Origin of the sequence: Methylobacterium mesophilicum, from assembly GCF_022179445.1 — a bacterium.
Classification (GTDB): Bacteria; Pseudomonadota; Alphaproteobacteria; order Rhizobiales; family Beijerinckiaceae; genus Methylobacterium; species Methylobacterium mesophilicum.
In genome coordinates this window covers 96010-118158 of sequence record NZ_BPQU01000012.1, presented here as the reverse complement: position 1 = coordinate 118158, position 22149 = coordinate 96010, and the positions used below count along the sequence as shown (strand labels likewise).

Genomic DNA, 22149 nt, shown 5'->3' with positions numbered 1-22149 from the left:
GGATCACCTTCTCAGCCGAGCGTGTCTTCAGAGTCGATCGAGAAGAGTCGTGTTGTCAGCTCGTCGCGGCCATAGGGGCACTCTTTCGGGAAGACGCGCAACGGCAAGCCGGTCTCGACCGAAGCTTCGTCTCTGGCATCCCGATAGGCACGTTCCAACGCTTGCGCGAGACGGCTCTTGAGCCCGGGATTATCCGTCAACAGATCGGCCGCCCTATTGCGATGTGTTCGGATGGAGATCATCCAGCTGCGTGTCCTGCGATCCGGCTGATGATCCCATTTCAGCATATGCAGCAGAATTAAACGCCACGCGCTTACGAGGCTATTGAATTCACTGCGGCCCAAACTCTCAATCTCCTCGGCCAGGTTTTCGAGGTCCAGACCGCTGAAATCGCGCGCGCGCAGACGTTTACCCTGCTCCTGGGTCCAGGTATAGAAATCACCCGCGTAGGTAGTCCCGGTCGTGGCGGCGCGGACCGCCACCTTTGCAGCACGCATCGGTGCCTCCCAAGGAATCCTGCAAACAAGTCGTCTTCAAGCAATCCTATCACGCCACCGGGCCGCGCGCCTGCGCGATCGCCGCGAGCGCCGCCTGCGGGTCGATGCGGCCGTCGTAGAGCGCCCGGCCCGTGATGGCGCCGGCGATGAGGGCGCAATCGGGCTGGAGCAGGCGGTGCACGTCGTCGATCGAGGCGAGGCCTCCGGAGGCGATCACCGGGATCCGCACGGCCTGGGCCAGCGCCAGGGTCATCTCGACGTTGAGGCCCTTGAGGATCCCGTCGCGGGCGATGTCGGTGTAGATGATGGCCGCGACGCCGGCATCCTCGAACCGGCGGCCGAGTTCCTCGGCGGTCATGCTGGAGGTCTGCGCCCAGCCCTCGACGGCGACGCGGCCGTCCTTGGCGTCGATGCCCACCGCGATCTTGCCCGGATGGAGGCGTGCCGCCTCCCGCACGAATCCGGGGTCGCGCACGGCGGCGGTGCCGATGATCACCCGGGCCACGCCCTTCGCCAGCCAGCCTTCCAGCGTCTTCATCTCGCGGATGCCGCCGCCGAGCTGCACCGGGATGCCGACCCGGGCGAGGATCGCGTCCACCGCGGCGGCGTTGCGCGGCGCGCCCGCGAAGGCGCCGTCGAGATCGACCACGTGCAGCCAGGGGAAGCCCTGGTCCTCGAAGGTCGCGGCCTGGGCGGCCGGATCGTCGCCGAAGATCTTGGCCTGCGCCATGTCCCCCTGGATGAGGCGGACGCAACGCCCTTCCTTCAGGTCGATCGCCGGGTACAGGATCACGGGTGGTCGTTTCCTTCTGGCCGAAGCCGGAGCCCGCTCACGGGCGCCAGTTCAAAAAGTTCGCGATGAGGGCCAGGCCGAGGCGCTGGCTCTTCTCGGGGTGGAACTGCGTGCCGGCGATGTTGCCCCGGGCGACCATGGCGGTGACCGGTCCACCGTACTCGGCCTGCGCGACCACGTCCTCCGGGTGCGCGGCGGCGAGCGCGAAGCTGTGGACGAAGTAGGCGTGCAGGCCGTCTTCCCCGGTGGGGATGCCGGCGAGCAGCGCTTGGTCGCGGGCGATCCGCAGGGTGTTCCAGCCCATATGGGGGATCTTGAGCGCCGGATCGGACGGGCGGATCGGCGCGACGTCGCCCGGGATCCAGCCGAGGCCCGGCGTGGTCTCGTATTCGAGGCCGCGGGTCGCGAGCAGCTGCATGCCGACGCAGATCCCCAGGAACGGCCGGGCGGCGACCTGCGCCACCTCGGTCATCGCCTCGACCATGCCGGGGACGGCATCGAGCCCGCGCCTGCAATCCGCGTAGGCGCCGACGCCCGGCAGCACGACGCGGTCGGCGGCGGCCACCACGGCCGGGTCGGAGGTCAGGCGGATGCGCGCGTCGCGCCCGCTCTCGCGGGCGGCACGCTCGAACGCCTTGGCGGCCGAATGGAGGTTGCCCGACCCGTAATCGATGATCGCGACCGTCTCGGTACTCATGCGGGTCTCGACGTGACACTCACCGGGCGATTTCCTGCGCGGGGAACAGGCCGATCACCGGCTCGGTGCGTCGGGTCGGCCCGGACGGGAACGGCGCCCGCGGCGCCGCCGCGCTGGAATCGAGCCAGCGGTTGAGGGCGCGGGCCTCGGCCTCCTCGGGGGTGGCGGCGATGACGGCATCCCGGGCCGGCCAACCCCGGCGCGCCAGGGTCCAGCGGCGCAGGCTCGAGGCTTCGAGGCCGACCAGCCAGGAGGCCAGCAGCGTGACGAGCGTGGCGATCCCCGGCGGCAACCCCAGCATGTGGCCGATGCCGGCCAGCGCGACGAATCCCGCGAGTACGATGAGCGCCGCGATCCACAGGCGGTGGAACAGGAACCACAGAACGCCGAACGCGAAGGCCGACCAGGCAAAGCCGTCGGGCACGAGCACCGCCCGGTCGAGGCCGACGGATTCGCCCGGCCGCGCGTCGATCGGCAGGTGGAGCGTGTAGCTGCGCATCCGCATGGCGGGTCTCCCGGCTCCGGCACCGTCCCGAAAGGTGTTTTCGGGACGACGCAAACGTAAGGACGAAACGACGGTCTACAGGGAGCCCTTCGTGGAGGGAACGCGTCCCTCCTCGCGGGGATCGATCGCGACCGCCTTCCGCAAGGCGCGGGCCAGGCCCTTGAAGCAGCTCTCGGCGATGTGGTGGGCGTTGTCGCCGTACAGGGTCTCGACGTGCAGCGTCAGCCCGGCATTCATGGCGAAGGCCTGGAACCACTCGCGCACCAGTTCGGTGTCGAACTGCCCGATCTTCTCCACCTTGAAGGTGGTGCGGAACACCAGGAAGGGCCGGCCCGAGATGTCGATGCAGACCCGCGTCAGCGCCTCGTCCATGGGCAGGTGGATGTCGGCGTAGCGCGTCACGCCGCGCTTGTCGCCGAGCGCCTTGGAGAAGGCCTGGCCCAGCGCGATGCCGCAATCCTCCGCGGAATGGTGCTGGTCGATATGCAGGTCGCCGTCGACCTTCACCTCCAGGTCGAACAGGCCGTGCCGGGCGAACAGGTCCAGCATGTGATCGAGGAAGCCGATGCCCGTGGCGATCTTGGATTGCCCGGTCCCGTCGAGGCCGACGCTGACCGCGATGTCGGTCTCGGCGGTCTTCCGGCTGATGGAGGCGCTGCGCATGTGTTTCGGACTTCGTGGCGGGGCGGCCGGGGCCACGAGCGCCTTCTAGTGTGAGTTTCTTTGGAATGGAAAGGGCACGGCCGCCCTATCCGTGCAGGACCCGGCCCGCCACGGCGTCGAGCTTGGCCAGCACCGCAGGGTCGCGGGCGGTCGGCGCGGTCATGATCGCGCCGTCCAGCGCCCGGTGCGAACCCGCCGGGCAGGGCTCGCGCTCGACCGGGAAATCGCGGGCGAGCCGGGCCACGAGCCGGGCGGCCTTGTCGGCGTTGGCCCGGGCCACCGCGATCACCGCGGCGACGTCCACCGCGTCGTGGCCGGGGTGCCAGCAATCGTAGTCGGTCACCATGGCGATGGTGGCGTAGGTGATCTCGGCCTCGCGGGCGAGCTTCGCCTCGGGCATGTTGGTCATGCCGATCACGTCGAACCCCTGTGCCTTGTAGGCGCGGGATTCCGCGAGCGACGAGAATTGCGGGCCTTCCATGCAGACATAGGTCCCGCCGCGATGGACGGGAATGTCCTCGGCCCTGGCCGCCGCCGCGATGCGCGCCTGCAGGGTCGGGCCGACCGGATGCGCGAGCGAGACGTGGGCCACGCAGCCGTCGCCGAAGAACGACGACGCGCGCCCATGGGTGCGGTCGACGAACTGGTCCACCAGCACGAACAGGCCCGGGGGCAGTTCCTCGCGGAACGAGCCGCAGGCCGAGAGCGAGACCAGATCCGTCACGCCCGCCCGCTTCATCGCGTCGATGTTGGCGCGGTAGTTGATGCCCGACGGCGAGAACCGGTGGCCGCGTCCGTGACGGGCCAGGAACACGATCTTGGTGTCGCCGATCCGGCCGATGCGCAGGGCGTCCGAGGGCTCGCCCCAGGGCGACGTGACCTGCTCCTCGCGCACGTCTTCCAGGCCCGGCAGGTCGTAGACCCCGGACCCGCCCATCACCCCGAGCACCGCTGCCGTCATGCCGGTTTCCCTTTTGTGAGCTGCATCCCATCCACCACCGCATCCTGAGGTGCCGGAGCGAAGCGGAGGCCTCGAAGGAGGTCGCCACAACGCGGAGCGATCCCTCGAACCCTTCTTCGAGGCTGCTGCGCAGCACCTCAGGGGGGGCGGATGGGATCGGTGTCGCCGAGAGGTCGACAGCCGCGTTCACCGACCGGTAGCACGCAGTCCCAGCGCAAAAAAGATGGGCCCCCCGAAGGAGGCCCACCCGGCAGGATCGGTGAGGCGGCGCCTCAGAAGGTCTTGTGCAGCTCCGGCTGGAGGCCGTGGACCTCGCCGCCGACATCGGCCCAGACCTTCTTCTTCACGTAGTAGAGCAGCCCCGACATGATGATCAGGAACAGGATCACCCGGAAGCCAAGCGCCTTGCGGTCCATCATGTGCGGCTCGGCCGCCCACATCAGGAAGGCCGAGACGTCCTTGCCGTACTGGTCCACCGTCTCGGGGACCACGGGCTGGCCGGCATCGTTCTTGGCGTAGGTGACCTGGCCGTCCGTGATCGGCGGCGGCATCGCGATGATGTGGCCGGGATAGTACTTGTTGTAGTGGCCGCCATCGGGGACCGTGAAGTCCTTCGGCGCCTCCTCGTAGCCGTTGAGGAGCGCGTGGATGTAGTCGGGCCCCTGCTCGGAATAGCCGATCAGCGGCAGCCAATCGGTCAGGAAGTACAGCGAGCCGCGGGAGAAGGTCCGCGCCTTGGCGATCACCGAGAAGTCCGGCGGTGCCTTGCCGCCGTTGGCGGCCGCCGCGGCCTGGTCGTTCGGGAAGGGCGGCGGGAACGTGTCCGCCGGCCGGCCCGGCCGGTCGAACATGTCGCCGGCATCGTTCGGGCCGTCCTTGACCTGGTAGGTCGCGGCCAGCGCCTTGACCTGCGCGGCAGAGAAGTCCGGGCCGCCCTCCTGGGCGAGGTTGCGGAAGGACACCAGCTTCATCGAGTGGCAGGCGGAGCAAACTTCCTTGTAAACCTGGAAGCCGCGCTGAAGCTGAGCTGTGTCGAAGCGGCCGAACGTGCCGGCGAAGCTCCAGTTGACGCGGCCCGGCACCGGGCCGCCGTGCCCTTCCTGGGCGGAGGCCGGCACGGCGCCGATCAGCAGCGCCGCGAGGGCGGCGGCAGCGGTCGTCGAGAGGACGCGGGTCATCATCATGGTTCCGTCGTCACCCCGTCAGCCTTTGGTGGTCGGAGCGGCGGCGGCGCCCGCCGGCATCCCCGATCCGCTCACCTGTTTGCCCGGCCCGGTCACGCTCTCCAGGATCGAGGCCGGGAGCGCCTTGGGCGTCTCGAACAGGCCGCAGAGCGGCATCACGATCAGGAAGTGGGCGAAGTAGTAGGCCGTGCAGATCTGCGACGCGATCACGTAGCCACCCTCCGGCGGCTGGGATCCGAGCCAGCCCAGGAGGAAGGTCGCGCCGATGAACGCCCAGAAGAACTGCCGGTAGATCGGCCGGTAGTTGCAGGAGCGCACCCGCGACCAATCCAGCCACGGCGCGAAGGCCAGGATGATCACCGCCGAGAACATCAGGATCACGCCGCCGAGCTTGCTCGGGACGGCCCGCAGGATCGCGTAGAACGGCAGGAAGTACCATTCGGGCACGATGTGCGCGGGAGTCACCGCCGGGTTGGCCGGGATGTAGTTGTCGGCGTGGCCCAGGTAGTTCGGCTGGTAGAACAGGAACCACGCGAACAGGATCATGAACACGCAGGTGGCGAACCCGTCCTTGACGGTGGCGTAGGGGGTGAACGGCACCGCGTCCTTGCCCGACTTGATCGGGATGCCGGCCGGGTTGTTCTGGCCGGTGACGTGCAGCGCCCAGACGTGCAGCACGACGACGCCGGCGATCATCCAGGGCAGCAGGTAGTGCAGCGAGAAGAACCGGTTCACGGTCGGGTTGCCGACCGAGTAGCCGCCCCACAGCAGGGTCTGGATGGTGTCGCCCACCACCGGGATCGCCGCCAGGATGTTGGTGATGACGGTGGCGCCCCAGAAGCTCATCTGGCCCCACGGCAGCGTGTAACCGAGGAACGCGGTCGCCATCATCAGCAGGTAGATGATCACGCCCAGGATGTAGAGCACCTCGCGCGGGGCCTTGTACGAGCCGTAATACAGCGCCCTGAACATGTGGACGTAGACCGCCACGAAGAACATCGACGCGCCGTTGGCGTGCGCGTAGCGCAGCAGCCAGCCGTAATTCACGTCGCGCATGATCTTTTCGACGGAATTGAACGCGCCCGTCGCCGAGGGCTCGTAGTGCATCGCCAGCCAGACGCCGGTGACGATCTGGATTCCCAGGAAGGCGGCTAGGATCGCCCCGAAGGTCCAGAAGTAGTTGAGGTTGCGCGGGACGGGATAGGCGATGAAGGACGAGTGCACGAGCCCGGCGATCGGCAGCCGGGCCTCGAACCATTTGGCGACGCGACTCTTCGGGACGTACGTGCTGGCAGTTCCGCTCATGTCCGCGTCCTTCTCACGCCGCTTCCTTGCCACCCTCGCCGATCCGGATCTTCGTATCCGTCTCGAAGGCGTAGGGCGGGATCGGCAGGTTGATGGGGGCCGGCCCGTGGCGGACGCGCCCGACGGCGTCGAACTGCGAGCCGTGGCAGGGGCAGGCCCAACCCTCGAAGCTGCCCTGGTGGCCGATCGGCACGCAGCCGAGATGCGTGCAGTTGCCGTAGACGATCAGCCACTGGTCGTGGCCCTTCTTGACCCGGGTCGGGAAGGCCGCCGGATCGATCATCGCCGAGAGCGGGACCGCCTCCATGTCGGTCACCTCCTTGGCGGTGAGCTTACGGACGAAGATCAGCTTGCCGCGCCAGAAGACGTTGACGATCTGGCCGTCCTGGATCGGCGTCAGATCGACGTCGATCGGCGCCCCGGCCGCGATCGTGTCTGCGTCGGGCGCCATGGACGAGACCAGAGGCCACGCCGCGGCACCCACACCGACCGCGAGGCCGGCCCCGGTGGCGAGGAACAGGAAGTCGCGGCGGCTGCCGTCCTGAGGGCTGCCCTCCCGGGATGCGGGAGTAGTGGCGGAGGTGGTCGCCAAGATTTGGAACTCCGTGCGTCGGCGTGAGGGCCGCAGGTGCCCTGCCCTGATGTCCCGGCCGTACCGAGATCAAAGCATTATCGTTCTAATCTGAGCAATGAGACCGTCTGCCACCCCCAAGTCAAGCTATGCCGGGAGGCCCGGGGGCGTGCTTAGGTCACGATCGTTGTCATATGTTGCAGGGCAGCGCCCGGCCTGCGCTGCTACGCCACGGCGCTGTCGAGACGGGTCGTTCCGCCGTCGAGGAATCCCCCGGACTGGCGGGCCCAGAGGCCGGCATAGACGCCGCCGCGGGCGACGAGCTCGGCATGCGTGCCCTCCTCGACGATTCGGCCCCGGTCGATCACCACCAGGCGGTCGAGCGCCGCGATCGTCGACAACCGGTGGGCGATCGCCACCACGGTCTTGCCGGCCATCAGCGTGTCCAGTGATTCCTGGATCGCCGCCTCGACCTCGCTGTCGAGGGCGGACGTCGCCTCGTCCAGGATCAGGATCGGCGCGTCCTTGAGCATGACCCGGGCGATGGCGATGCGCTGGCGCTGGCCGCCCGACAGCTTGACGCCGCGCTCGCCGACCTGGGCGTCGTAGCCCCGGCGGCCCTTGTGATCGACGAGATCGGCGATGAACCGGTCGGTATGGGCCAGCCGGGCGGCGCGATCGATCTCTTCCTGTGTGGCCCCGGGACGCCCGTAGCCGATGTTCTCGCGGATCGACCGGTGCAGCAGCGACGTATCCTGGCTGACCATCGCGATGGCCTCGCGCAGCGATTGCTGTGTCACCGTCGCGATGTCCTGGCCGTCCACCAGGATCCGGCCGCTCTCGACCTCGTAGAGGCGCAGCAGCAGGCTCGCGAGGGTGGATTTGCCCGCGCCGCTGACGCCGACGAGACCGACCTTCTCGCCGGGGCGGATCGTCAGCGTGAAATCCTCGATCACGGTGGCGTCGCCGCGCCCGTAATGGAAGCCGACATTTTCGAAGCGGATCTCGCCGCCCGCCACCACCAACTCGCGGGCCTCCGGGGCATCGACCAGCGCGTGCGGGCGCGCCATGGTCTGCATGCTCTCCTGAATGACCCCGACATTCTCGAACACGCCGCGGACCGTCTGCATCACCCAGCCGGACATGGCGATGAGCCGCAGGATCAAGGCGAGGCCGGCCGACGCTTCGCCGGTGGTCATGCTACCGTCGCGCCAGAGAACCAGACAGGCCGCCCCGGTGGCGACCAGCAGCGCGCTGTTGAGGATCCCGAGCAGGCTGGTGGTCAGGGTGACCAGCCGGAACTGGTACAGGTAGGCGTCGGTATGGACCTCGACCGCGTCGCGCACCGTCGCGCGCTCCTCGCGGTCGCGGGCGAACAGCTTGACGGTGAGGATGTTGGTGTAGCTGTCGACGATGCGCCCGATCAGGACCGAGCGGGTGTCGGCGGTCTTGTGCGAGCGGGCGCGGGCGCGGGGCACGAACCAGGTCGTGAGTGCGGCGTAGGCACCGATCCAGACCAGCACCGGCAGGGCGAGCCAGGGCGAGATCGACCCGAACAGCCCGACCGCCGTCACCGCATAGATCGCCACGTAGAGCAGCGTGTCGATGAACACGACGGCGAGCTCCCGCACCGCCGGGCCCACCTGTACGACGCGGTTGGCGAGGCGGCCGGAGAAGTCGCCCTGGAAGTACGAGAGCGAATGCCCGAGGGTGTAGAGATGCGCCCGCCAGCGGATCTGGCTGGTCGATTGCGGCACGATCAGCTGGTTGGACAGCACCTCGTGCAGCCAGATCGAGATCGGCCGCACCAGGGCGATCAGCAGGAACACCAGCCCGAGGCCGACCGCATGGTCCGACAGGACGCTGGCCCGGTCGGCCGTGGCCAACAGGTCGATGAACCAGCGCATGACCAGGTAGAGCGAGGCCTCGACGGTTCCGGCCACCACCGCGATGATGAACAGCGCCACCAGGGCGGCCCGGATCGGACGCAGGTAGAAGCCGGCAAATCCCAGAACCGTCTGCGGCGGGGTCCGCGTCTCGTCGAAGGGCGCAAACGGATCGACCCGGCGCTCAAGCCAATTCAGGAACATGTCTTCCGGGCGTAATGCTGGGGGAGCCCATCATGTAAGCGCCGGCCGGCGAGCGCCAAGCGCGCGCGGTCGTCGCGGCGGCCGGGCTTCTCGCAACGGTGCCCCTCGCCAGGACCGGCCGGGCTCGGCCGGTCCCGTTCGCGCGGGTGAGGCTCAGCGCGACAGGGCGAGCGTCGCACCCGACTTGGTCAGCGCGCCTTCGAGCGCGCCGCCGCCCTGGCGCAGCCGCGCCGCGACGGTGCCGCCCGGCTGGTACAGGTAGACCTCGCCATCGCGGAAATCCCAGGCCGAGACCCGGGCGAGGTCCTTGTTGGGGCAGCCGGAGGCCGAGGCCTTGTAGAGGTCCAGCGCCGGGGCGCTGGACAGGGTCACCTTGCAGCTCCCGCCGGTCGCGTCCCGCGCATCCCAGCTGCCGACCACCGAGGCGCGGCCGCTGGTGACGACGGGCGGCGGGGGCGGCGGCGGTGCGACCGGCTCGGCGATGACCGTGGGAGTGTTGGGCGCCGCGTTGGCCTGGGCGCCGGGCGGCGGCGGCGCGTCGGGGCTTGCACTCGCGCCCGGCGGGGGTGCGAGCGGCGCCGCCGTCACCGTGCCCGACGGGACCGCCTGGACGGAATCGAGGGGCGCCTGCGACGGAGCCCGGGCCCGCGGGCTTTCCAGGCGGGTGGAGGCGCAGGCGCCGAGGGTGGCGCTCAGGCACAGGGCGGCGAAGGTCGGCAGGCTCGGGCGCAGCATCGGACCACTTCGGATCAGGCTTGGGAAAAGCGCACGGCGGCGCCTTGGCCCCTGACTCGATGGCAAATGCGCTGACGGCAAGGCGACCGCCCCGGCCGCACCCGAGTCCGCTGCGGACGGCGGACCTTTTCGCCCCGGTGTGGCCGGGGTGCCTCAGCTCCGGCGGTCAGACCACCCGCTCGACCATCATCTTCTTGATCTCGGCGATGGCTTTGGCCGGGTTCAGGTTCTTCGGGCAGGTGTTGGCGCAGTTCATGATCGTGTGGCAGCGGTAGAGCCGGAACGGGTCGTGCAGGGCATCGAGCCGGTCGCCGGTGTTCTCGTCGCGCGAATCGATCAGCCAGCGATAGGCCTGGAGCAGGGCCGCCGGGCCGAGGAACTTGTCGCCGTTCCACCAGTAGCTCGGGCACGACGTGCTGCAGCAGGCGCACAGGATGCACTCGTACAGGCCGTCGAGCTTCGACCGGTCCTCGGGGGTCTGGCGCCACTCCTTCTCGGGGGCGGGCGTCTCGGTCTGGAGCCAGGGCTCGATCGCGGCGTGCTGGGCGTAGAAGTTGGTCAGGTCGGGGACCAGGTCCTTCAGCACCGGCATGTGCGGCAGCGGGTAGATCCGGATCGCCCCGTCCTTGTCCTTCCGGGACATCATCGGCAGGGCGTTGTCGGGGCTCTTGCACTCCGCGATGCCCATCGTGCAGGCGAGCGCGTTCTGCCCCTCGATGTTCATGGCGCAGGAGCCGCAGATGCCCTCGCGGCAGGACCGGCGGAACACCAGGGTCGAGTCGACCTTGTTCTTGATCCACAGCAGCGCGTCGAGCACCATCGGCCCGCAATCGTCGCGGTCGACCTGATAGGTGTCGATCCGCGGGTTGGCCCCGTCATCCGGGTTCCAGCGGTAGATCTTGAAGGTCTGCAGGTTCTTGGACCCCGCCGGCGGCGCCCAGGAGCGTCCCGGCGTGATCTGGGAGTTTTTGGGAAGGTTGAACTGAGCCATTGCGGCGAGCCTTAATCCTGAGAGGCTATGATCAGCGAGCGAAAGCGGAGGCGGCCGGGTTCGACCGTGACGAGCGCGCCGGACGCGAGACCGTCGCCCATGCGATTGATCGCCTGCTCGACGAGGGGGCCGACATGGGCGGACAGGGTGATGTCCGTCCGGAGTTGCACGACGCTCGGCTTCGTGGCGCCCGTGCTCACCAGCAAGGTTCCGAAGTCGAGATCATTGGTGAGGATTGTGCGGTCTTCCGATCGCGCCCAGTCCACGATGTCCTCGTCCGGGGAATCTTCCGGTCCGACGCTCGCCCAATGAACGGCGTCGTGTCCGAGCTTTCCGAGGTAGTCCACCCAATCGGTCGAAAGATTCATGTCGATCACGAACCTCATGCCGCAGGCTCGAGCTCGACGTCGCGCGCTTGCGCGAGCCAAGCGCCGTACCGCATGGCTTCCAGCACATCCTCGTGTTCGAGATAGGGATAGCCCTGCAGCAACTCCTCGATGCTGACGCCAGCGCCGAGGTTGCCGAGGATCATGCCCACCGTCACACGCATCCCCCGGATGCAGGGCTTGCCGCCCATCACCGCGGGATTGACCGTGATACGCGGGAGACCCTTGAAGGTCCGGGTCATCAAGTCATCCTCCAGATGACCGGCAGGCCAGGACCTGCCGGCTTAGCTCTATCAGTACACCCGCGCCTTCGGCTCGATGTACTGGATCTCGTTCGACATCGTATAGGTGTGCACCGGCCGGTAATCGATGTTGACCTGGTGGCGGCCCTCGTCGAGCCAGGAGAGGGTGTGCTTCATCCACTCCTTGTCGTCGCGGTCCGGGAAGTCCTCGCGGGCGTGGGCGCCGCGAGATTCCTTGCGGTTGGCGGCCGATTCCATGGTCACCACCGCCTGGCCGATCAGGTTGTCGAACTCCAGGGTCTCGAGCAAGTCGGTGTTCCAGACCAGCGACCGGTCGGTGATCTTCACGTCGGAGGCGGCGCTCCAGACCTTGTGGATCAGGCCCTTGCCCTCTTCCAGCACTTCGCCGGTGCGGAACACCGCGCAGTTGTTCTGCATAGTCTTCTGCATCTCGGCGCGCAGCTCCGCGGTCGGCGTCGAGCCGTTGGCGTGGCGGAAGCGGTCGAGGCGGTCGAGCGCCTTGTCGGTGGCGCCCTTCGGTAGTTCCTGGGCCCGGCCGTTCGGCTCGACGATCTCCGCGCAACGCTTGCCGGCGGCGCGGCCGAACACCACGAGGTCGATCAGCGAGTTGGAGCCGAGGCGGTTGGCGCCGTGGACCGAGACGCAGGCCGCCTCGCCGATCGCCATGAGGCCCGGCACCACCGTGTCGGGGTTGCCGTCCCGCAGGGTCAGCACCTCGCCGTGATAGTTCGTGGGGATGCCGCCCATGTTGTAGTGCACGGTCGGGATGACCGGGATCGGTTCCTTGGTCACGTCGACGCCCGCGAAGATCTTGGCGGATTCGGAGATGCCAGGCAGGCGCTCGTGCAGGATCTTCGGGTCGAGGTGGTCGAGGTGCAGGTAGATGTGGTCCTTGTTCTTGCCGACGCCGCGGCCGTCGCGGATCTCCATGGTCATGGAGCGCGAGACGACGTCGCGCGAGGCGAGGTCCTTGGCCGAGGGGGCGTAGCGCTCCATGAAGCGCTCGCCCTCGGAATTGGTCAGGTAGCCGCCCTCGCCGCGCGAGCCCTCGGTGATCAGGCAGCCGGCGCCGTAGATGCCGGTGGGGTGGAACTGCACGAACTCCATGTCCTGGAGCGGCAGGCCGGCCCGCAGCACCATGGCGTTGCCGTCGCCCGTGCAGGTATGGGCCGAGGTCGCCGAGAAGTAGGCGCGGCCGTAGCCGCCGGTGGCCAGGATCGTGGTCTGGGCGCGGAACCGGTGGATCTCGCCGGTGGCCTGGTCGAGGGCGATGACGCCCCGGCAGCGGCCGTCCTCGTCCATGATCAGGTCGAGGGCGAAATACTCGATGAAGAAGTCGGTCTGGTTCTTCACCGCCTGCCCGTAGAGCGTGTGCAGCATGGCGTGGCCGGTGCGGTCGGCCGCCGCGCAGGTCCGCTGGGCGGTGCCCTTGCCGTAATCGGTGGTCATGCCGCCGAACGGGCGTTGGTAGATCTTGCCTTCGTCCGTGCGAGAGAAGGGCACGCCCCAATGCTCCAGCTCGTAGACGGCGGCCGGCGCGTTGCGCACGAGGTACTCGATCGCGTCCTGGTCGCCGAGCCAGTCCGACCCCTTCACGGTGTCGTACATGTGCCAGCGCCAATCGTCCGGCCCCATGTTGCCGAGCGAGGCCGAGATGCCGCCCTGCGCCGCCACGGTGTGCGAGCGGGTCGGGAACACCTTGGTGATGCAGGCGGTGCGCAGGCCGGCCTCCGAGCAGCCGACGGTGGCGCGCAGGCCCGCGCCGCCGGCCCCGACGATCACCACGTCGAAGGCGTGATCGTGGATGGTGTAGGCAGGCCCGCTGCCGTTGGTGCCGTTGGCGGCCATGATCGGCTCCTCGAAATGCGTGATGGCGGGGTTCAGGCCGGCTGTCCGAAGCCGATGCGCAGGACCGCGTAGAGGCAGGCCACGGCCACCAGGACCGCGTAGATATTGTTGGCGAACACGGCGGCGATCTTCGTGCCCTGTCCGTGAACGTAGTCCTCGATCACCACCTGCATGCCGATCCGCATGTGGATCGTCACCGACAGGAGCGCCAGGATGAGAATGATCGAGACCAGGGGTTTGGCGATCAGCTGCGTCGCTTCGACGTAGCCCCTACCGGCCATGCTGGCGACGATCACCACGAAGGCCAGCATCAGGACGGCGTTCGCCGCCGCGGTCACCCGCTGTTGCCACCAGTGGCCGGCGCCGTGATGGGCGATCCCGAGGCCGCGGACGCGGGCGCGCGGGGTGCGGATGGAGACGCGGGTGTCCTGGCGGATCTCTTCCTTAGCCATGCCGGCCTCCCCTCAACGGACCAGAAGGGCGACCGCCCAGATGACGATGGTGAGCGCGATGGACCCGACCAGCGTCAGGCGGGCCATGCTCAGGCGCTTCTCCCGGTCGAAGCCGACGCCGGTGTCCCAGACCAGGTGGCGCAGGCCGCCGAGCATGTGGTGCATCAGCACCCAGGTGTAGGCGAACAAGACCAGCCGGCCGATCAACGAGCCGAAGAACCACGCGACGTAGGAATAGGCGGCCGGCCCGGATGCAAGCGACACCAGCCAGATCGCGACCAGCGCAGTCCCGCCGTAGAGCGCGGTGCCGGTAATACGGTGAAACACCGACATCGCCATCGTCCAGGTCCAGCGATAGATCTGGAGATGCGGTGAAAGCGGCTGTGCCACTGTCGGGCGGGCGGTGGGTGCCATTGGGTTGAAGCCTCGCAGCTGCGAACTGGACCGTCTCTAATCTGGTGGTAGCGCTAGTGCCTCCGGGCCCAAGCCGCAATGTGTCATGCTGCGGCGCAATGCGGGGGGCGTGTTGATAGCGCGGCGGATCTGTCACTTGAGTTGGCCCAGCAGGCGCCACCAGGCGTAATCGAGGGGTGATGCGATCACGAGCGAGGCCAGGCCGAAGGCCAGGGTGAGTCGCGTGGCGTCCCGCAGGCGCACGCCGCCGAGTTCGCTGGCGAACACGATCGGGGGCGCCTGGTAGGGGAAGAACAGCGTCGAATAGCCGATCACCTGCACCGACACGACGGCGAGCGCCGACAGGCCGCTGGCCTGGGACATCTCCCCCGCCAGCGCCGTGTAGAGGGCCGGCGCCCCGTTGGCGGTGACGAGCAGCGTCAGGACCGTACTGATGCCGCTCAGCACCGCGAAGTTCTGTGTCGGCGCGTCCGGGGTGAGCGGCGCCACGGCCAGCAGCGCATGGCCGAGCCGTGCCCCGAGGCCGGTCTCGTTCACCAGGGCGACAAGGCCCAGCAGCGCCGCGATGTAGAAGCAGGTCCGCAGGTTCACCTGCTGGAACGACTCGGGCGGCAGCACCCCGACCCGCGGCAGCAGGCAGATCACCGCGGCCGCGAGCCCCACCCAGGCCGGGGCGAGGCCGTGCAGGCTGTCGGTCATCCAGAGCGCCAGGGTGCAGGCGAGGATCAACGCCAGGCGCCGCTCCGCCCCAGAGACCGGCGGCAGCGCCGGGAGGGCCCGCGCGTCGGGGCTGAGCCGGTCGGGGAACAGGCGCACGATCAGCGCCACCAGCATGGCGCCCTTCACCACGGCCAGGACAGGCGCGTGCAGGACGAAGTAGGACAGGTAGGAGAGGTGCAGGCCGAGCACCTGCTCGGCGGAGCCGGCCATGACGAGATTCGGAACGTTGGCGGGCAGGATCGCCGCCGACAGGATCGGCGTCGCGACGCCGACCGCCAGGACCGCGCCGGTCCGCCCTGGCCGGCCCGGCGTCAGACCGAAGCCGTCGCAGAGCGCGAGCGTCACCGGGATCATCAGGGCGATCCGGCCTAGGTTGGACGGCATCACGAAGGCGATCAGGAAGCTGAGGGTCACCAGGCCGGCGATGAAGTGCGCGTAGGAGCCGGACAGGCGTCCGGCCAGCGCGCCGGCCATGCGGGCGCCGAGGCCCGTGCGGGTCATGCCCTGGCCCACGACCATGCCGGACAGGACCAGCCAGAACGCCGACGCCGAGAAGCCCGAGAACACGGTCGCGGCGCTTCCGAGGTGCAGCAGCATCGCCAGCCCGAAGAAGGCGAGCGCGGTGACGATCTCCGGCAGCAGCGCCGTGGCCCAGAGGCCCATGCACAGCACCAGCAGGGCGGCTGTCGCCGGAACGACCGCTCCTCCGCTCATCCGCCCCTCCCGCGCTGCGTGCACGAGCCTGCATGGGCCGGTCTGGAACCGTTCGCAATTCGGCAGTCCGCGACGCAGCCTTCGCGAACCGCGAAGGCTGCCGGGTCCAGAAACCGTCCTCGCGCGTAAAAAAAGCCCGACCGTTTCCGGCCGGGCCTTCATGACAGCGACGGGGCCTGCGGACGGCGTTCAGTAGCCGTAGCCGTAGGTGCCGCAATAGGCCGGATCGTAACCGTAGCCGAAGGCGCCGGTGCAGCTGTCGCCGTAGCCGTCGCCGGCCAAGCCGTATCCGACACCGCCGAGACCGTAGCCGACCCCCAATCCGAGGCCGACACCGGCAAGGCCATAGCCCAGGCCGCGGCCGTAGCCGCCTCCATAACCCCGGCCATAATAGCCGCGGTTGGCAAAGCCACGGCCGACGACGCCGCGATGGCCGATCCGACCGCCGCGTCCGGCATTGGCGAAGCCGCCGCGCTGGAAGCCACCGACTCCGACACCGCGGCCGACCCCGATGCCGGGATGACCGATACCCGCACCGCGGAAGCCGCCGCCGCCCAAGCCTGCCCCGCGGAAGCCGCCGCCGCCCAGCGCACCGCCCCGGAGGCCGCCGCCGCCGAACCCGCCGCCGTGAAAACCGCCGCCGAAGCCGCCACCCCGGAAGCCGCCGCCGCCGAAGCCGCGGGCATCCGCGCCGGCCGGGACCAGGGCGAAGGCCGCCAGCAGGGCCGTCGATGCGAGAGCAAAGCGCTTCATGAGAAAGTCCAATCCTTGCGAGGAGTATGACTTTCCAACGTCCGATCGATCGCAGGTATCCCGGCGCGACGACTGAATACGCCGTGTCAGTCAGTCGCTGTCATGCGAAAATTGTACGAAAATATTGAAAGCTTGACTGTATCGAGGGTCCGGCGGGTTATCGGAAGGGCGGCTCGTCGAAGCTGCGCAGCTTGCGCGAATGCAGCCCGTGCCGGTCGGCCCGCAGCGCGTCGAGGGCCGCCAGCCCGACGCGCAGATGCTCCGACACCGCCCGGTCGTAGAACGCGTTCGCCGCGCCGGGCAGCTTGATCTCGCCGTGGAGCGGCTTGTCGGAGACGCAGAGCAGCGCCCCGTACGGCACGCGCAGGCGGAAGCCCTGCGCCGCCACCGTGCCGCTCTCCATGTCCACCGCGATCGCCCGCGACTGGTTGATCCGCCGGCGCTCCTGGCTGAACCGCAGCTCCCAGTTGCGGTCGTCATAGGTCACCACCGTGCCGGTGCGCAGCCGGCGCTTCAGAGCCTCCGCCTGCTCGCCGGTCACCGAGGCGGCGGCGCTCTGGAGCGCGACCTGCACCTCGGCGAGCGCCGGCACCGGCACGTCCGGCGGCACCAGTTCGTCGAGGATCCGGTCCCGCCGGAGATAGGCGTGGGCGAGCACGTAATCGCCGATGGTCTGCGACTGGCGCAGGCCGCCGCAATGGCCGACCATCAGCCAGCAATCCGGGCGCAGGACCGCGAGGTGATCGGTGATCGTCTTCGCGTTCGAGGGGCCGACGCCGATATTGACCAGCGTCGTGCCCTGCATGGTGCCGTCGGCGCCGCGCGCCACGAGGTGATAGGCCGGCATCTGGTGGCGGTGCCACGGCGAGGCGGCGATCACCGCGGCGGGATCGGCCGTGGCGGCCTCCGCCCGGCTCACCGACAGGCCGCCGGGCAGCACCAGCCGCTCGAACCCCTCCGCGCCGGAAGCCAGGCGCTCCAGCCCGTGCCGGACGAACTGATCGACGTAGCGGTGGTAGTTGGTGAGCAGGATCCAGGGCTGGACCTCGCGCCAGTCGCACCCCGTGTAGTGGACCAGGCGGCGCAGGGAGTAATCCACCCGCACCGCGTCGAACAGGGCCAGAGGCAGCGGCTCGCCATCCACCAGATCGAACGTCCCGTCGGCGATCTCGTCGCCCACCAGCGACAGCAGCGGGACCGGGAAGTAGGTGGCCAGCTCGGCGCCGTCGACGGTGCTCCCGCGCGCGTCGAGCCCCGCCTCCAGCACGTAGGGATAGGGGATCTCCTGCGCGCTCAGGCCCACCTCGATCTGGATGCCGTAATCGTCGATCAGCGGCTGCAACTGCCGGGTGAGGTAGTGGCGGAAGAAGGCCGGGTGCGTGACCGTGGTGGCGTAGGTGCCGGCGGCCTGGAGCTTGGCGGTGGCGCGGCGCACCCGCGGCAGCGGGCCGGCGGGGCGATAGCTGATCCGCAACTCGGGATAGCGGAACGCGAGGCGCTCGGTGGCGTCCGGCGGAGGACCGCCCGCAAGGTACCGCTCCAGCGCCTGCCGCAGGGCGTCGGCGGCGCCGTCATAGAGCTCGACCAGGCGATCGACCGCGCTGTCCGCATCCGCCACGGCCTGCATCGGCCGCAATTCCCGCTCGATCATGAACCCTCCCGTCGCAAGCTCGGATCTACACCGCGGAGCGTGCGCGCGCGACCCGGGCTTGCGGCCGGACGGCGCTTGGCCGAGAACCGGCGCGGGATGCGAGGGCGCGGAGGTTCCTTGAGCGGCGCGGACGAGTTCGGGATCCGTCCCGGCGAGGAGATGGCGGACCTGCCCGCCGCATTCGACGCCGGCCTCCATTTCATCGGCCGCCTCCGGACGCCGTGGCGGACGCGCCGGGACTGCCCGAAGAACGGCCTGCAGACTGACGCCGTCTGCACCGTCGAGGTCGATCCGGCCTACGCGTCCGGCCTGCTCACGATCACCGGCTGCACGCACCTCATCCTGCTCTACTGGATGGACCAGGCGACCCGGGGGCTCGTGGTGCAGCAGCCGCGCCACGCCGACGGGCCGCGCGGCACCTTCGCGCTGCGCTCCCCCGCCCGGCCGAACCCGATCGCCCTCTCGGTGGTCGAGCTGATCGCCCGCGCGGGCGACACCCTGCGGGTCCGCGGGCTCGATTGCCTGGACGGAACGCCGCTCCTCGACATCAAGCCCTACTACGCCACGACCGATTCGCGGCCCGAGGCGCGGATCGACCGCGCCGGCGCCGAGCCGTGAGGCGGGGCCTTTTCGCGATCCTCGCGGCCCTAGTCCTGCTGACGCTGGGAGGACTCGCCGGCTGGTACCTGCACAAGCCCGCCGCGGATGCCCGGGCCTACGCGGTGATGCGCGGCATCGCCGTCCAGGTCAGCCTGGACGAGGCGCCACCCGATTACGTGTTCTGGGGCGGCGATTCCCAGGTGGAGCTGCAGCCCGGAAGCCAGCGGCCCTGCGGCCTGGACTTCGTCAACGGCGGCTTCAGCGGCGCCACCGCTGCCGCCTTTCTCGACCACCTCGCCGGGCTGCGCTTCCACCACGCGCCCAAGGTCGCCGCCCTGACGATCGGCACCAACGACATCCTCGCCAAGAACGCACCGCGCTCCGCCGAGGCGGCCTCACGGTTCGAGGCGACCGTGGACGCCATCGTCAGGCGGCTCCAGGCCGTCAGCCCGCGCGTGGTGGTGACCGCCTTGCCCCCGATCGGCCGTGAGAGCGGCCGGTTCCTCGATGCGGCGGCCGTGCCTGATTATTCGCACCGGCTGCGCGCGCTCTGCACCCGCCTCGGATGCACCTTCGCGGACCCGTTCGCGCCGCTGCGCGACGGCGAGACAGGCTACGCCAAGCCGGGAGCGCTCCGGGACGGCCTGCACCTGGCGGCGTTCCGGCAGGCGATGGCGGCGCTGGAGCCGGTGCTCTGCGCGCCGCCGTGAGCAATCCGTGCGGAAGGCGCCGTGCCGTCTCCGCTCCGACGGAGTGGCCGGTCATGACCACGCGAACCTTCAACCTTCGATGAGCGACACCGCGTGCTCGATGTCTTCCTGACCGGGTTCTCCGTCAGCGCCGGCCTGATCCTGGCCATCGGCGCCCAGAACGCCTTCGTGCTGCGGCAGGGCCTGCGCGGCGAGCACGTCGCGCTGGTCTGCGCCACATGCGCGGCCTCCGACGCGCTCCTGATCCTGGTGGGCGTGACCAGCTTCAAGAGCCTCGTGGTCTTCGCCCCGTGGCTGCGGCCGGCGATGCTGTATGCCGGCGCGGCCTTCCTGATCTGGTACGGCGCGCGCAGCCTCCGGTCGGCCTTCGCAGACACCGAGGTGCTGCAGCCCGCCCCGGGATCCGCCGCCGGCCTCGGGCGGACGCTCGCGACCTGCCTCGCGCTGACCTGGCTCAACCCGCACGTCTATCTCGACACGCTGCTGCTGATCGGATCGATCTCGACGCGCTTCCCCGGCCGGGAACCCGCCTTCGCGGCCGGCGCCATGAGTGCTTCGGTCGCGTTCTTCTTCTCGCTCGGCTACGGCGCCGCGATCCTCCGGCCCCTGTTCGCCAAGCCAGCCGCGTGGCGCGTGCTCGAAGGCGTGATCGCGATCACGATGTGGGTGATCGCGGCCGAGTTGTTGCTGAGCGGACGGTAACGGCGGGATGTATCCGGCGGAGCGATAGTCTTCCGCTCAGAATCCTACCAACGCGAGGCGGTAACTCTTTGCCGGCCATCGGGAATGAACAGGTTGTGCGCGGCGGAATCAGTCCGATCGGCATACCCGTCGATCTCAGGCTTGAGTCCGGCAGAATCTCGGTCTTGTCGGTGGCGAACTTGACATGGATCACCGCCCGCTCGGTTCCATCGATGCCCCGCGTCAATTGATCGACTGGCAGGAGGAAAGCGCTCTGGGCAAACGGCGCCATTCGAAGATGCCATTCACATCTGACGAGGAAATCCTTATTATCGGTCATATTTGATTAAATACGTAACGCCAGTTCGGTCTGATCGTGAATGAACGCGGCCTCATAGTCCCGCGCCAACGCGCCTAAAACCCCGACCTGACGCAACGCCTCGCGCCACCCGTCTGAAATGCGCCGCGCCGTCTCACGGATCATCTGCCTCGCCTCTCGTTCGGGAAGCTCGAAAAATTCGCAGGCTTCCAGCGCCAAGGCGATCGACCGGTCATACGCACCGCCCTCCAGGATCGCCGTTTCGAGGTGCGGGTTGCGATCCGGCGCCGGGTTCACGTCGAAAACCGGCGATAATCGCCAGCGCCCGCCCCCCACATAGAGAAACCCATGATTCTTGAGATGATCGTCCTTGTTGGACACGAGGATCGTGAAGATCAGGCGCAGGAAAAGTTCACGAAAATCGGCCCGCGGATCGGCGGCGTAGCCCCGCATGAAATCGACGATCTCCGTATAGGAACCGAGTTCCGTCCCGGTCTTGCCCAAAGCGGTGCGCGCCGAAATATAGGGGATGCGGGCGCTTCCGCGTCGATCGAACCGCTGGATCAGCGCTACCGGAAAAGGCGTGTCGGCCAGTTCCAGCCGGGCTGCGGGCGTGCGGATGCCGCACGTTGCAGCCAGGCGAAGCGTCGCAACCTCGACGCGCTCGATCGGCTGCTGGTCGTGGACCGAGGTGAACTTCGCCAGCCACAACGCATCACCGTCCCTGACATTAGCCTTGGGTCGCGCACCGCCGGAGCCCCCCGCCCCCGCCAGCGCCTGTATGTCCTTGGCCGAGATGTCCTTTCCTTGTTCATAGGCGCGGGCAATGGCCGTGATCGACTCCAGATCGACCAGACGCGGAACGGCATCGACGGCCTTGCCGCGAATGATCGCGCCGTTGTCGTCCAGAAAGCGCAACGCGCCTTGCCGACAGGCATCGTCGGATAGCGTCAGATAAGCGAATTCGCTGAGCCCATTGCCATAAGCGCGTTCGAGCAGCCTGCGCCCCCAGCTGTCGGGGGCTGCATCGGCGAAGACGCCCGCCAGCGCATCACGCATGGTTCCGGGTTGACCCGATGTGTGGAATTGGCCGGCCTCGAGGGAATAATCCGGTTGTATGGCGAAGGCCCGCGGGTTTTCCATCCATGCGGCACTGTAGGAGAATGTCGAGAATTGCCTCGGCCCGACATGTGTAAAACGCAACCGGCCGACCGATACCCGGCCTTCGCCCAATGCGACATGAGCGACAGAATCCGTCATCAGAATGAAGCCCCATCAGGATCCATGACATCCTGCTGGGGTTGATCGTCCTGCGCTTGAGCCTTCTGCTTTCGGACTTTCGTCGCGAACGACTTCCCCCGGCGCGGCAAATGTTGATTGGATAGCGCGAGCCCTAGATCGTCCTTGCGAACATCGATCAGATCGGCCAGTCGCTCCACCAGCCCCAGAACGACCAGGACATCGGCCAGCGTACCGATGGCGACACCTTGCTCGCCCTTTTCAAGCCGCGTGATCGAGCTGGGCGAGGTTCCAGCGCGCACTGCCAGATCCGCTACGGCGACATTGCGCCGGAGGCGTGCCAGGCGGATGTCCTGACCGAGCCGCGCAAGGGCCAACTTCGCTTTCGGAGACCCCATCGCAATCAG

The 22149-nt window shown here is 68.6% G+C and carries 26 protein-coding genes; 4 read left to right on the top strand and 22 right to left on the bottom strand.

Features of this window, described 5'->3' with window-relative positions; translation table 11 throughout:
* Nucleotides 1-11: 11 nt before the first annotated feature.
* The 20 genes from MFF40_RS14250 to MFF40_RS14155 all read right to left on the bottom strand — a co-directional run bounded on the left by MFF40_RS14250 (nt 12) and on the right by MFF40_RS14155 (nt 18193).
* Nucleotides 12-497 (bottom strand): DUF29 domain-containing protein, encoded by a 486-nt coding sequence (locus tag MFF40_RS14250; protein WP_147857169.1) that lies wholly within the window; start codon nt 495-497, stop codon nt 12-14.
* A gap of 49 nt (nt 498-546) precedes the next feature.
* Nucleotides 547-1290 (bottom strand): 1-(5-phosphoribosyl)-5-[(5-phosphoribosylamino)methylideneamino]imidazole-4-carboxamide isomerase, encoded by a 744-nt coding sequence (gene hisA, locus MFF40_RS14245; protein ID WP_147896539.1) that lies wholly within the window; start codon nt 1288-1290, stop codon nt 547-549.
* Between the two features lie 37 nt (nt 1291-1327).
* The gene (hisH, locus tag MFF40_RS14240) at nt 1328-1987 is read right to left on the bottom strand and encodes an imidazole glycerol phosphate synthase subunit HisH (protein ID WP_238260951.1); all 660 of its coding nucleotides are present in this window, start codon (nt 1985-1987) and stop codon (nt 1328-1330) included.
* Between the two features lie 19 nt (nt 1988-2006).
* The gene (locus tag MFF40_RS14235) at nt 2007-2486 is read right to left on the bottom strand and encodes a DUF2628 domain-containing protein (protein WP_415623802.1); all 480 of its coding nucleotides are present in this window, start codon (nt 2484-2486) and stop codon (nt 2007-2009) included.
* 81 nt (nt 2487-2567) lie between these two features.
* Nucleotides 2568-3155, bottom strand: coding sequence for an imidazoleglycerol-phosphate dehydratase HisB (gene hisB / locus MFF40_RS14230; RefSeq protein ID WP_238260947.1), 588 nt, complete (start codon nt 3153-3155; stop codon nt 2568-2570).
* 85 nt (nt 3156-3240) lie between these two features.
* A complete protein-coding gene (locus MFF40_RS14225; RefSeq protein ID WP_238260945.1) occupies nt 3241-4116 on the bottom strand; it encodes an S-methyl-5'-thioadenosine phosphorylase in 876 nt (291 codons plus the stop codon).
* A gap of 272 nt (nt 4117-4388) precedes the next feature.
* Nucleotides 4389-5300, bottom strand: a complete 912-nt coding sequence (locus MFF40_RS14220) for a cytochrome c1 (RefSeq protein ID WP_147855554.1) — start codon at nt 5298-5300, stop codon at nt 4389-4391.
* A gap of 18 nt (nt 5301-5318) precedes the next feature.
* A complete protein-coding gene (locus MFF40_RS14215) occupies nt 5319-6605 on the bottom strand; it encodes a cytochrome b (protein ID WP_147855555.1) in 1287 nt (428 codons plus the stop codon).
* Nucleotides 6606-6618: 13 nt separating this feature from the next.
* Entirely contained in the window at nt 6619-7197 is a 579-nt protein-coding gene (gene petA, locus MFF40_RS14210) for a ubiquinol-cytochrome c reductase iron-sulfur subunit (protein WP_147855556.1), read from the bottom strand.
* Nucleotides 7198-7400: 203 nt separating this feature from the next.
* Nucleotides 7401-9266 (bottom strand): ABC transporter ATP-binding protein, encoded by a 1866-nt coding sequence (locus MFF40_RS14205; RefSeq protein ID WP_238260943.1) that lies wholly within the window; start codon nt 9264-9266, stop codon nt 7401-7403.
* 153 nt (nt 9267-9419) lie between these two features.
* Nucleotides 9420-10001: an AprI/Inh family metalloprotease inhibitor gene (locus MFF40_RS14200; RefSeq protein WP_238260941.1), complete on the bottom strand. Its 582-nt coding sequence runs from the start codon at nt 9999-10001 to the stop codon at nt 9420-9422.
* Nucleotides 10002-10167: 166 nt separating this feature from the next.
* A complete protein-coding gene (locus tag MFF40_RS14195; protein ID WP_147855793.1) occupies nt 10168-10992 on the bottom strand; it encodes a succinate dehydrogenase iron-sulfur subunit in 825 nt (274 codons plus the stop codon).
* An 11-nt stretch (nt 10993-11003) separates the two neighbouring features.
* Nucleotides 11004-11378, bottom strand: a complete 375-nt coding sequence (locus tag MFF40_RS14190) for a DUF5615 family PIN-like protein (protein ID WP_147855794.1) — start codon at nt 11376-11378, stop codon at nt 11004-11006.
* Entirely contained in the window at nt 11375-11620 is a 246-nt protein-coding gene (locus MFF40_RS14185; protein WP_147855795.1) for a DUF433 domain-containing protein, read from the bottom strand. Before MFF40_RS14185 ends, MFF40_RS14190 begins: the two co-directional genes overlap by 4 nt.
* 51 nt (nt 11621-11671) lie before the next feature.
* Nucleotides 11672-13489, bottom strand: coding sequence for a succinate dehydrogenase flavoprotein subunit (gene sdhA, locus MFF40_RS14180; protein WP_147855796.1), 1818 nt, complete (start codon nt 13487-13489; stop codon nt 11672-11674).
* A 32-nt stretch (nt 13490-13521) separates the two neighbouring features.
* Nucleotides 13522-13941 carry a succinate dehydrogenase, hydrophobic membrane anchor protein gene (gene sdhD / locus MFF40_RS14175; RefSeq protein WP_147896546.1) on the bottom strand — a complete coding sequence of 140 codons (420 nt, stop codon included), beginning with the start codon at nt 13939-13941 and terminating at the stop codon, nt 13522-13524.
* Between the two features lie 12 nt (nt 13942-13953).
* A complete protein-coding gene (gene sdhC, locus MFF40_RS14170; RefSeq protein WP_147896547.1) occupies nt 13954-14355 on the bottom strand; it encodes a succinate dehydrogenase, cytochrome b556 subunit in 402 nt (133 codons plus the stop codon).
* A 132-nt stretch (nt 14356-14487) separates the two neighbouring features.
* Nucleotides 14488-15789, bottom strand: coding sequence for an SLC13 family permease (locus MFF40_RS14165; protein ID WP_238260939.1), 1302 nt, complete (start codon nt 15787-15789; stop codon nt 14488-14490).
* Nucleotides 15790-15978: 189 nt separating this feature from the next.
* Nucleotides 15979-16542: a hypothetical protein gene (locus MFF40_RS14160; RefSeq protein ID WP_238260978.1), complete on the bottom strand. Its 564-nt coding sequence runs from the start codon at nt 16540-16542 to the stop codon at nt 15979-15981.
* 157 nt (nt 16543-16699) lie between these two features.
* Entirely contained in the window at nt 16700-18193 is a 1494-nt protein-coding gene (locus MFF40_RS14155; protein ID WP_147899131.1) for an AMP nucleosidase, read from the bottom strand.
* 159 nt (nt 18194-18352) lie between these two features.
* Between MFF40_RS14155 and tsaA the strand changes: the two genes are divergently transcribed.
* From tsaA to MFF40_RS14135, 4 genes are all read left to right on the top strand, one after another.
* A complete protein-coding gene (gene tsaA, locus MFF40_RS14150) occupies nt 18353-18811 on the top strand; it encodes a tRNA (N6-threonylcarbamoyladenosine(37)-N6)-methyltransferase TrmO (RefSeq protein ID WP_238260976.1) in 459 nt (152 codons plus the stop codon).
* On the top strand, nt 18808-19503 hold the full coding sequence (locus MFF40_RS14145; protein WP_147854004.1) for an SGNH/GDSL hydrolase family protein: 696 nt from the start codon (nt 18808-18810) through the stop codon (nt 19501-19503). Before tsaA ends, MFF40_RS14145 begins: the two co-directional genes overlap by 4 nt.
* Before the next feature lie 93 nt (nt 19504-19596).
* Nucleotides 19597-20205 (top strand): LysE/ArgO family amino acid transporter, encoded by a 609-nt coding sequence (locus tag MFF40_RS14140; RefSeq protein ID WP_147854005.1) that lies wholly within the window; start codon nt 19597-19599, stop codon nt 20203-20205.
* Nucleotides 20206-20389: 184 nt separating this feature from the next.
* The gene (locus MFF40_RS14135) at nt 20390-20530 is read left to right on the top strand and encodes a hypothetical protein (protein ID WP_187277671.1); all 141 of its coding nucleotides are present in this window, start codon (nt 20390-20392) and stop codon (nt 20528-20530) included.
* Here MFF40_RS14135 and MFF40_RS14130 read toward each other — a convergent pair whose 3' ends face one another.
* Both MFF40_RS14130 and MFF40_RS14125 read right to left on the bottom strand, forming a co-directional pair.
* Nucleotides 20531-21763: a type II toxin-antitoxin system HipA family toxin gene (locus MFF40_RS14130; RefSeq protein ID WP_147854006.1), complete on the bottom strand. Its 1233-nt coding sequence runs from the start codon at nt 21761-21763 to the stop codon at nt 20531-20533.
* Nucleotides 21763-22119 carry a helix-turn-helix domain-containing protein gene (locus MFF40_RS14125; RefSeq protein ID WP_238260937.1) on the bottom strand — a complete coding sequence of 119 codons (357 nt, stop codon included), beginning with the start codon at nt 22117-22119 and terminating at the stop codon, nt 21763-21765. The genes MFF40_RS14130 and MFF40_RS14125 overlap by 1 nt, the downstream gene beginning before the upstream one ends.
* Nucleotides 22120-22149: the final 30 nt, after the last annotated feature.

What these genes read in the sequence shown, in the direction of transcription:
- MFF40_RS14250 (WP_147857169.1), bottom strand. Translation starts at nt 497, where the DNA reads ATGCGTGCTGCAAAGGTGGCGGTCCGCGCCGCCACGACCGGGACTACC.
- hisH (WP_238260951.1), bottom strand. Translation starts at nt 1,987, where the DNA reads ATGAGTACCGAGACGGTCGCGATCATCGATTACGGGTCGGGCAACCTC.
- MFF40_RS14235 (WP_415623802.1), bottom strand. Translation starts at nt 2,486, where the DNA reads ATGCGCAGCTACACGCTCCACCTGCCGATCGACGCGCGGCCGGGCGAA.
- hisB (WP_238260947.1), bottom strand. Translation starts at nt 3,155, where the DNA reads ATGCGCAGCGCCTCCATCAGCCGGAAGACCGCCGAGACCGACATCGCG.
- MFF40_RS14225 (WP_238260945.1), bottom strand. Translation starts at nt 4,116, where the DNA reads ATGACGGCAGCGGTGCTCGGGGTGATGGGCGGGTCCGGGGTCTACGAC.
- MFF40_RS14220 (WP_147855554.1), bottom strand. Translation starts at nt 5,300, where the DNA reads ATGATGATGACCCGCGTCCTCTCGACGACCGCTGCCGCCGCCCTCGCG.
- MFF40_RS14215 (WP_147855555.1), bottom strand. Translation starts at nt 6,605, where the DNA reads ATGAGCGGAACTGCCAGCACGTACGTCCCGAAGAGTCGCGTCGCCAAA.
- MFF40_RS14205 (WP_238260943.1), bottom strand. Translation starts at nt 9,266, where the DNA reads ATGTTCCTGAATTGGCTTGAGCGCCGGGTCGATCCGTTTGCGCCCTTC.
- MFF40_RS14200 (WP_238260941.1), bottom strand. Translation starts at nt 10,001, where the DNA reads ATGCTGCGCCCGAGCCTGCCGACCTTCGCCGCCCTGTGCCTGAGCGCC.
- MFF40_RS14195 (WP_147855793.1), bottom strand. Translation starts at nt 10,992, where the DNA reads ATGGCTCAGTTCAACCTTCCCAAAAACTCCCAGATCACGCCGGGACGC.
- MFF40_RS14190 (WP_147855794.1), bottom strand. Translation starts at nt 11,378, where the DNA reads ATGAGGTTCGTGATCGACATGAATCTTTCGACCGATTGGGTGGACTAC.
- MFF40_RS14185 (WP_147855795.1), bottom strand. Translation starts at nt 11,620, where the DNA reads ATGACCCGGACCTTCAAGGGTCTCCCGCGTATCACGGTCAATCCCGCG.
- sdhA (WP_147855796.1), bottom strand. Translation starts at nt 13,489, where the DNA reads ATGGCCGCCAACGGCACCAACGGCAGCGGGCCTGCCTACACCATCCAC.
- sdhD (WP_147896546.1), bottom strand. Translation starts at nt 13,941, where the DNA reads ATGGCTAAGGAAGAGATCCGCCAGGACACCCGCGTCTCCATCCGCACC.
- sdhC (WP_147896547.1), bottom strand. Translation starts at nt 14,355, where the DNA reads ATGGCACCCACCGCCCGCCCGACAGTGGCACAGCCGCTTTCACCGCAT.
- MFF40_RS14165 (WP_238260939.1), bottom strand. Translation starts at nt 15,789, where the DNA reads ATGAGCGGAGGAGCGGTCGTTCCGGCGACAGCCGCCCTGCTGGTGCTG.
- MFF40_RS14160 (WP_238260978.1), bottom strand. Translation starts at nt 16,542, where the DNA reads ATGAAGCGCTTTGCTCTCGCATCGACGGCCCTGCTGGCGGCCTTCGCC.
- MFF40_RS14155 (WP_147899131.1), bottom strand. Translation starts at nt 18,193, where the DNA reads ATGATCGAGCGGGAATTGCGGCCGATGCAGGCCGTGGCGGATGCGGAC.
- tsaA (WP_238260976.1), top strand. Translation starts at nt 18,353, where the DNA reads ATGGCGGACCTGCCCGCCGCATTCGACGCCGGCCTCCATTTCATCGGC.
- MFF40_RS14135 (WP_187277671.1), top strand. Translation starts at nt 20,390, where the DNA reads ATGGATCACCGCCCGCTCGGTTCCATCGATGCCCCGCGTCAATTGATC.
- MFF40_RS14130 (WP_147854006.1), bottom strand. Translation starts at nt 21,763, where the DNA reads ATGACGGATTCTGTCGCTCATGTCGCATTGGGCGAAGGCCGGGTATCG.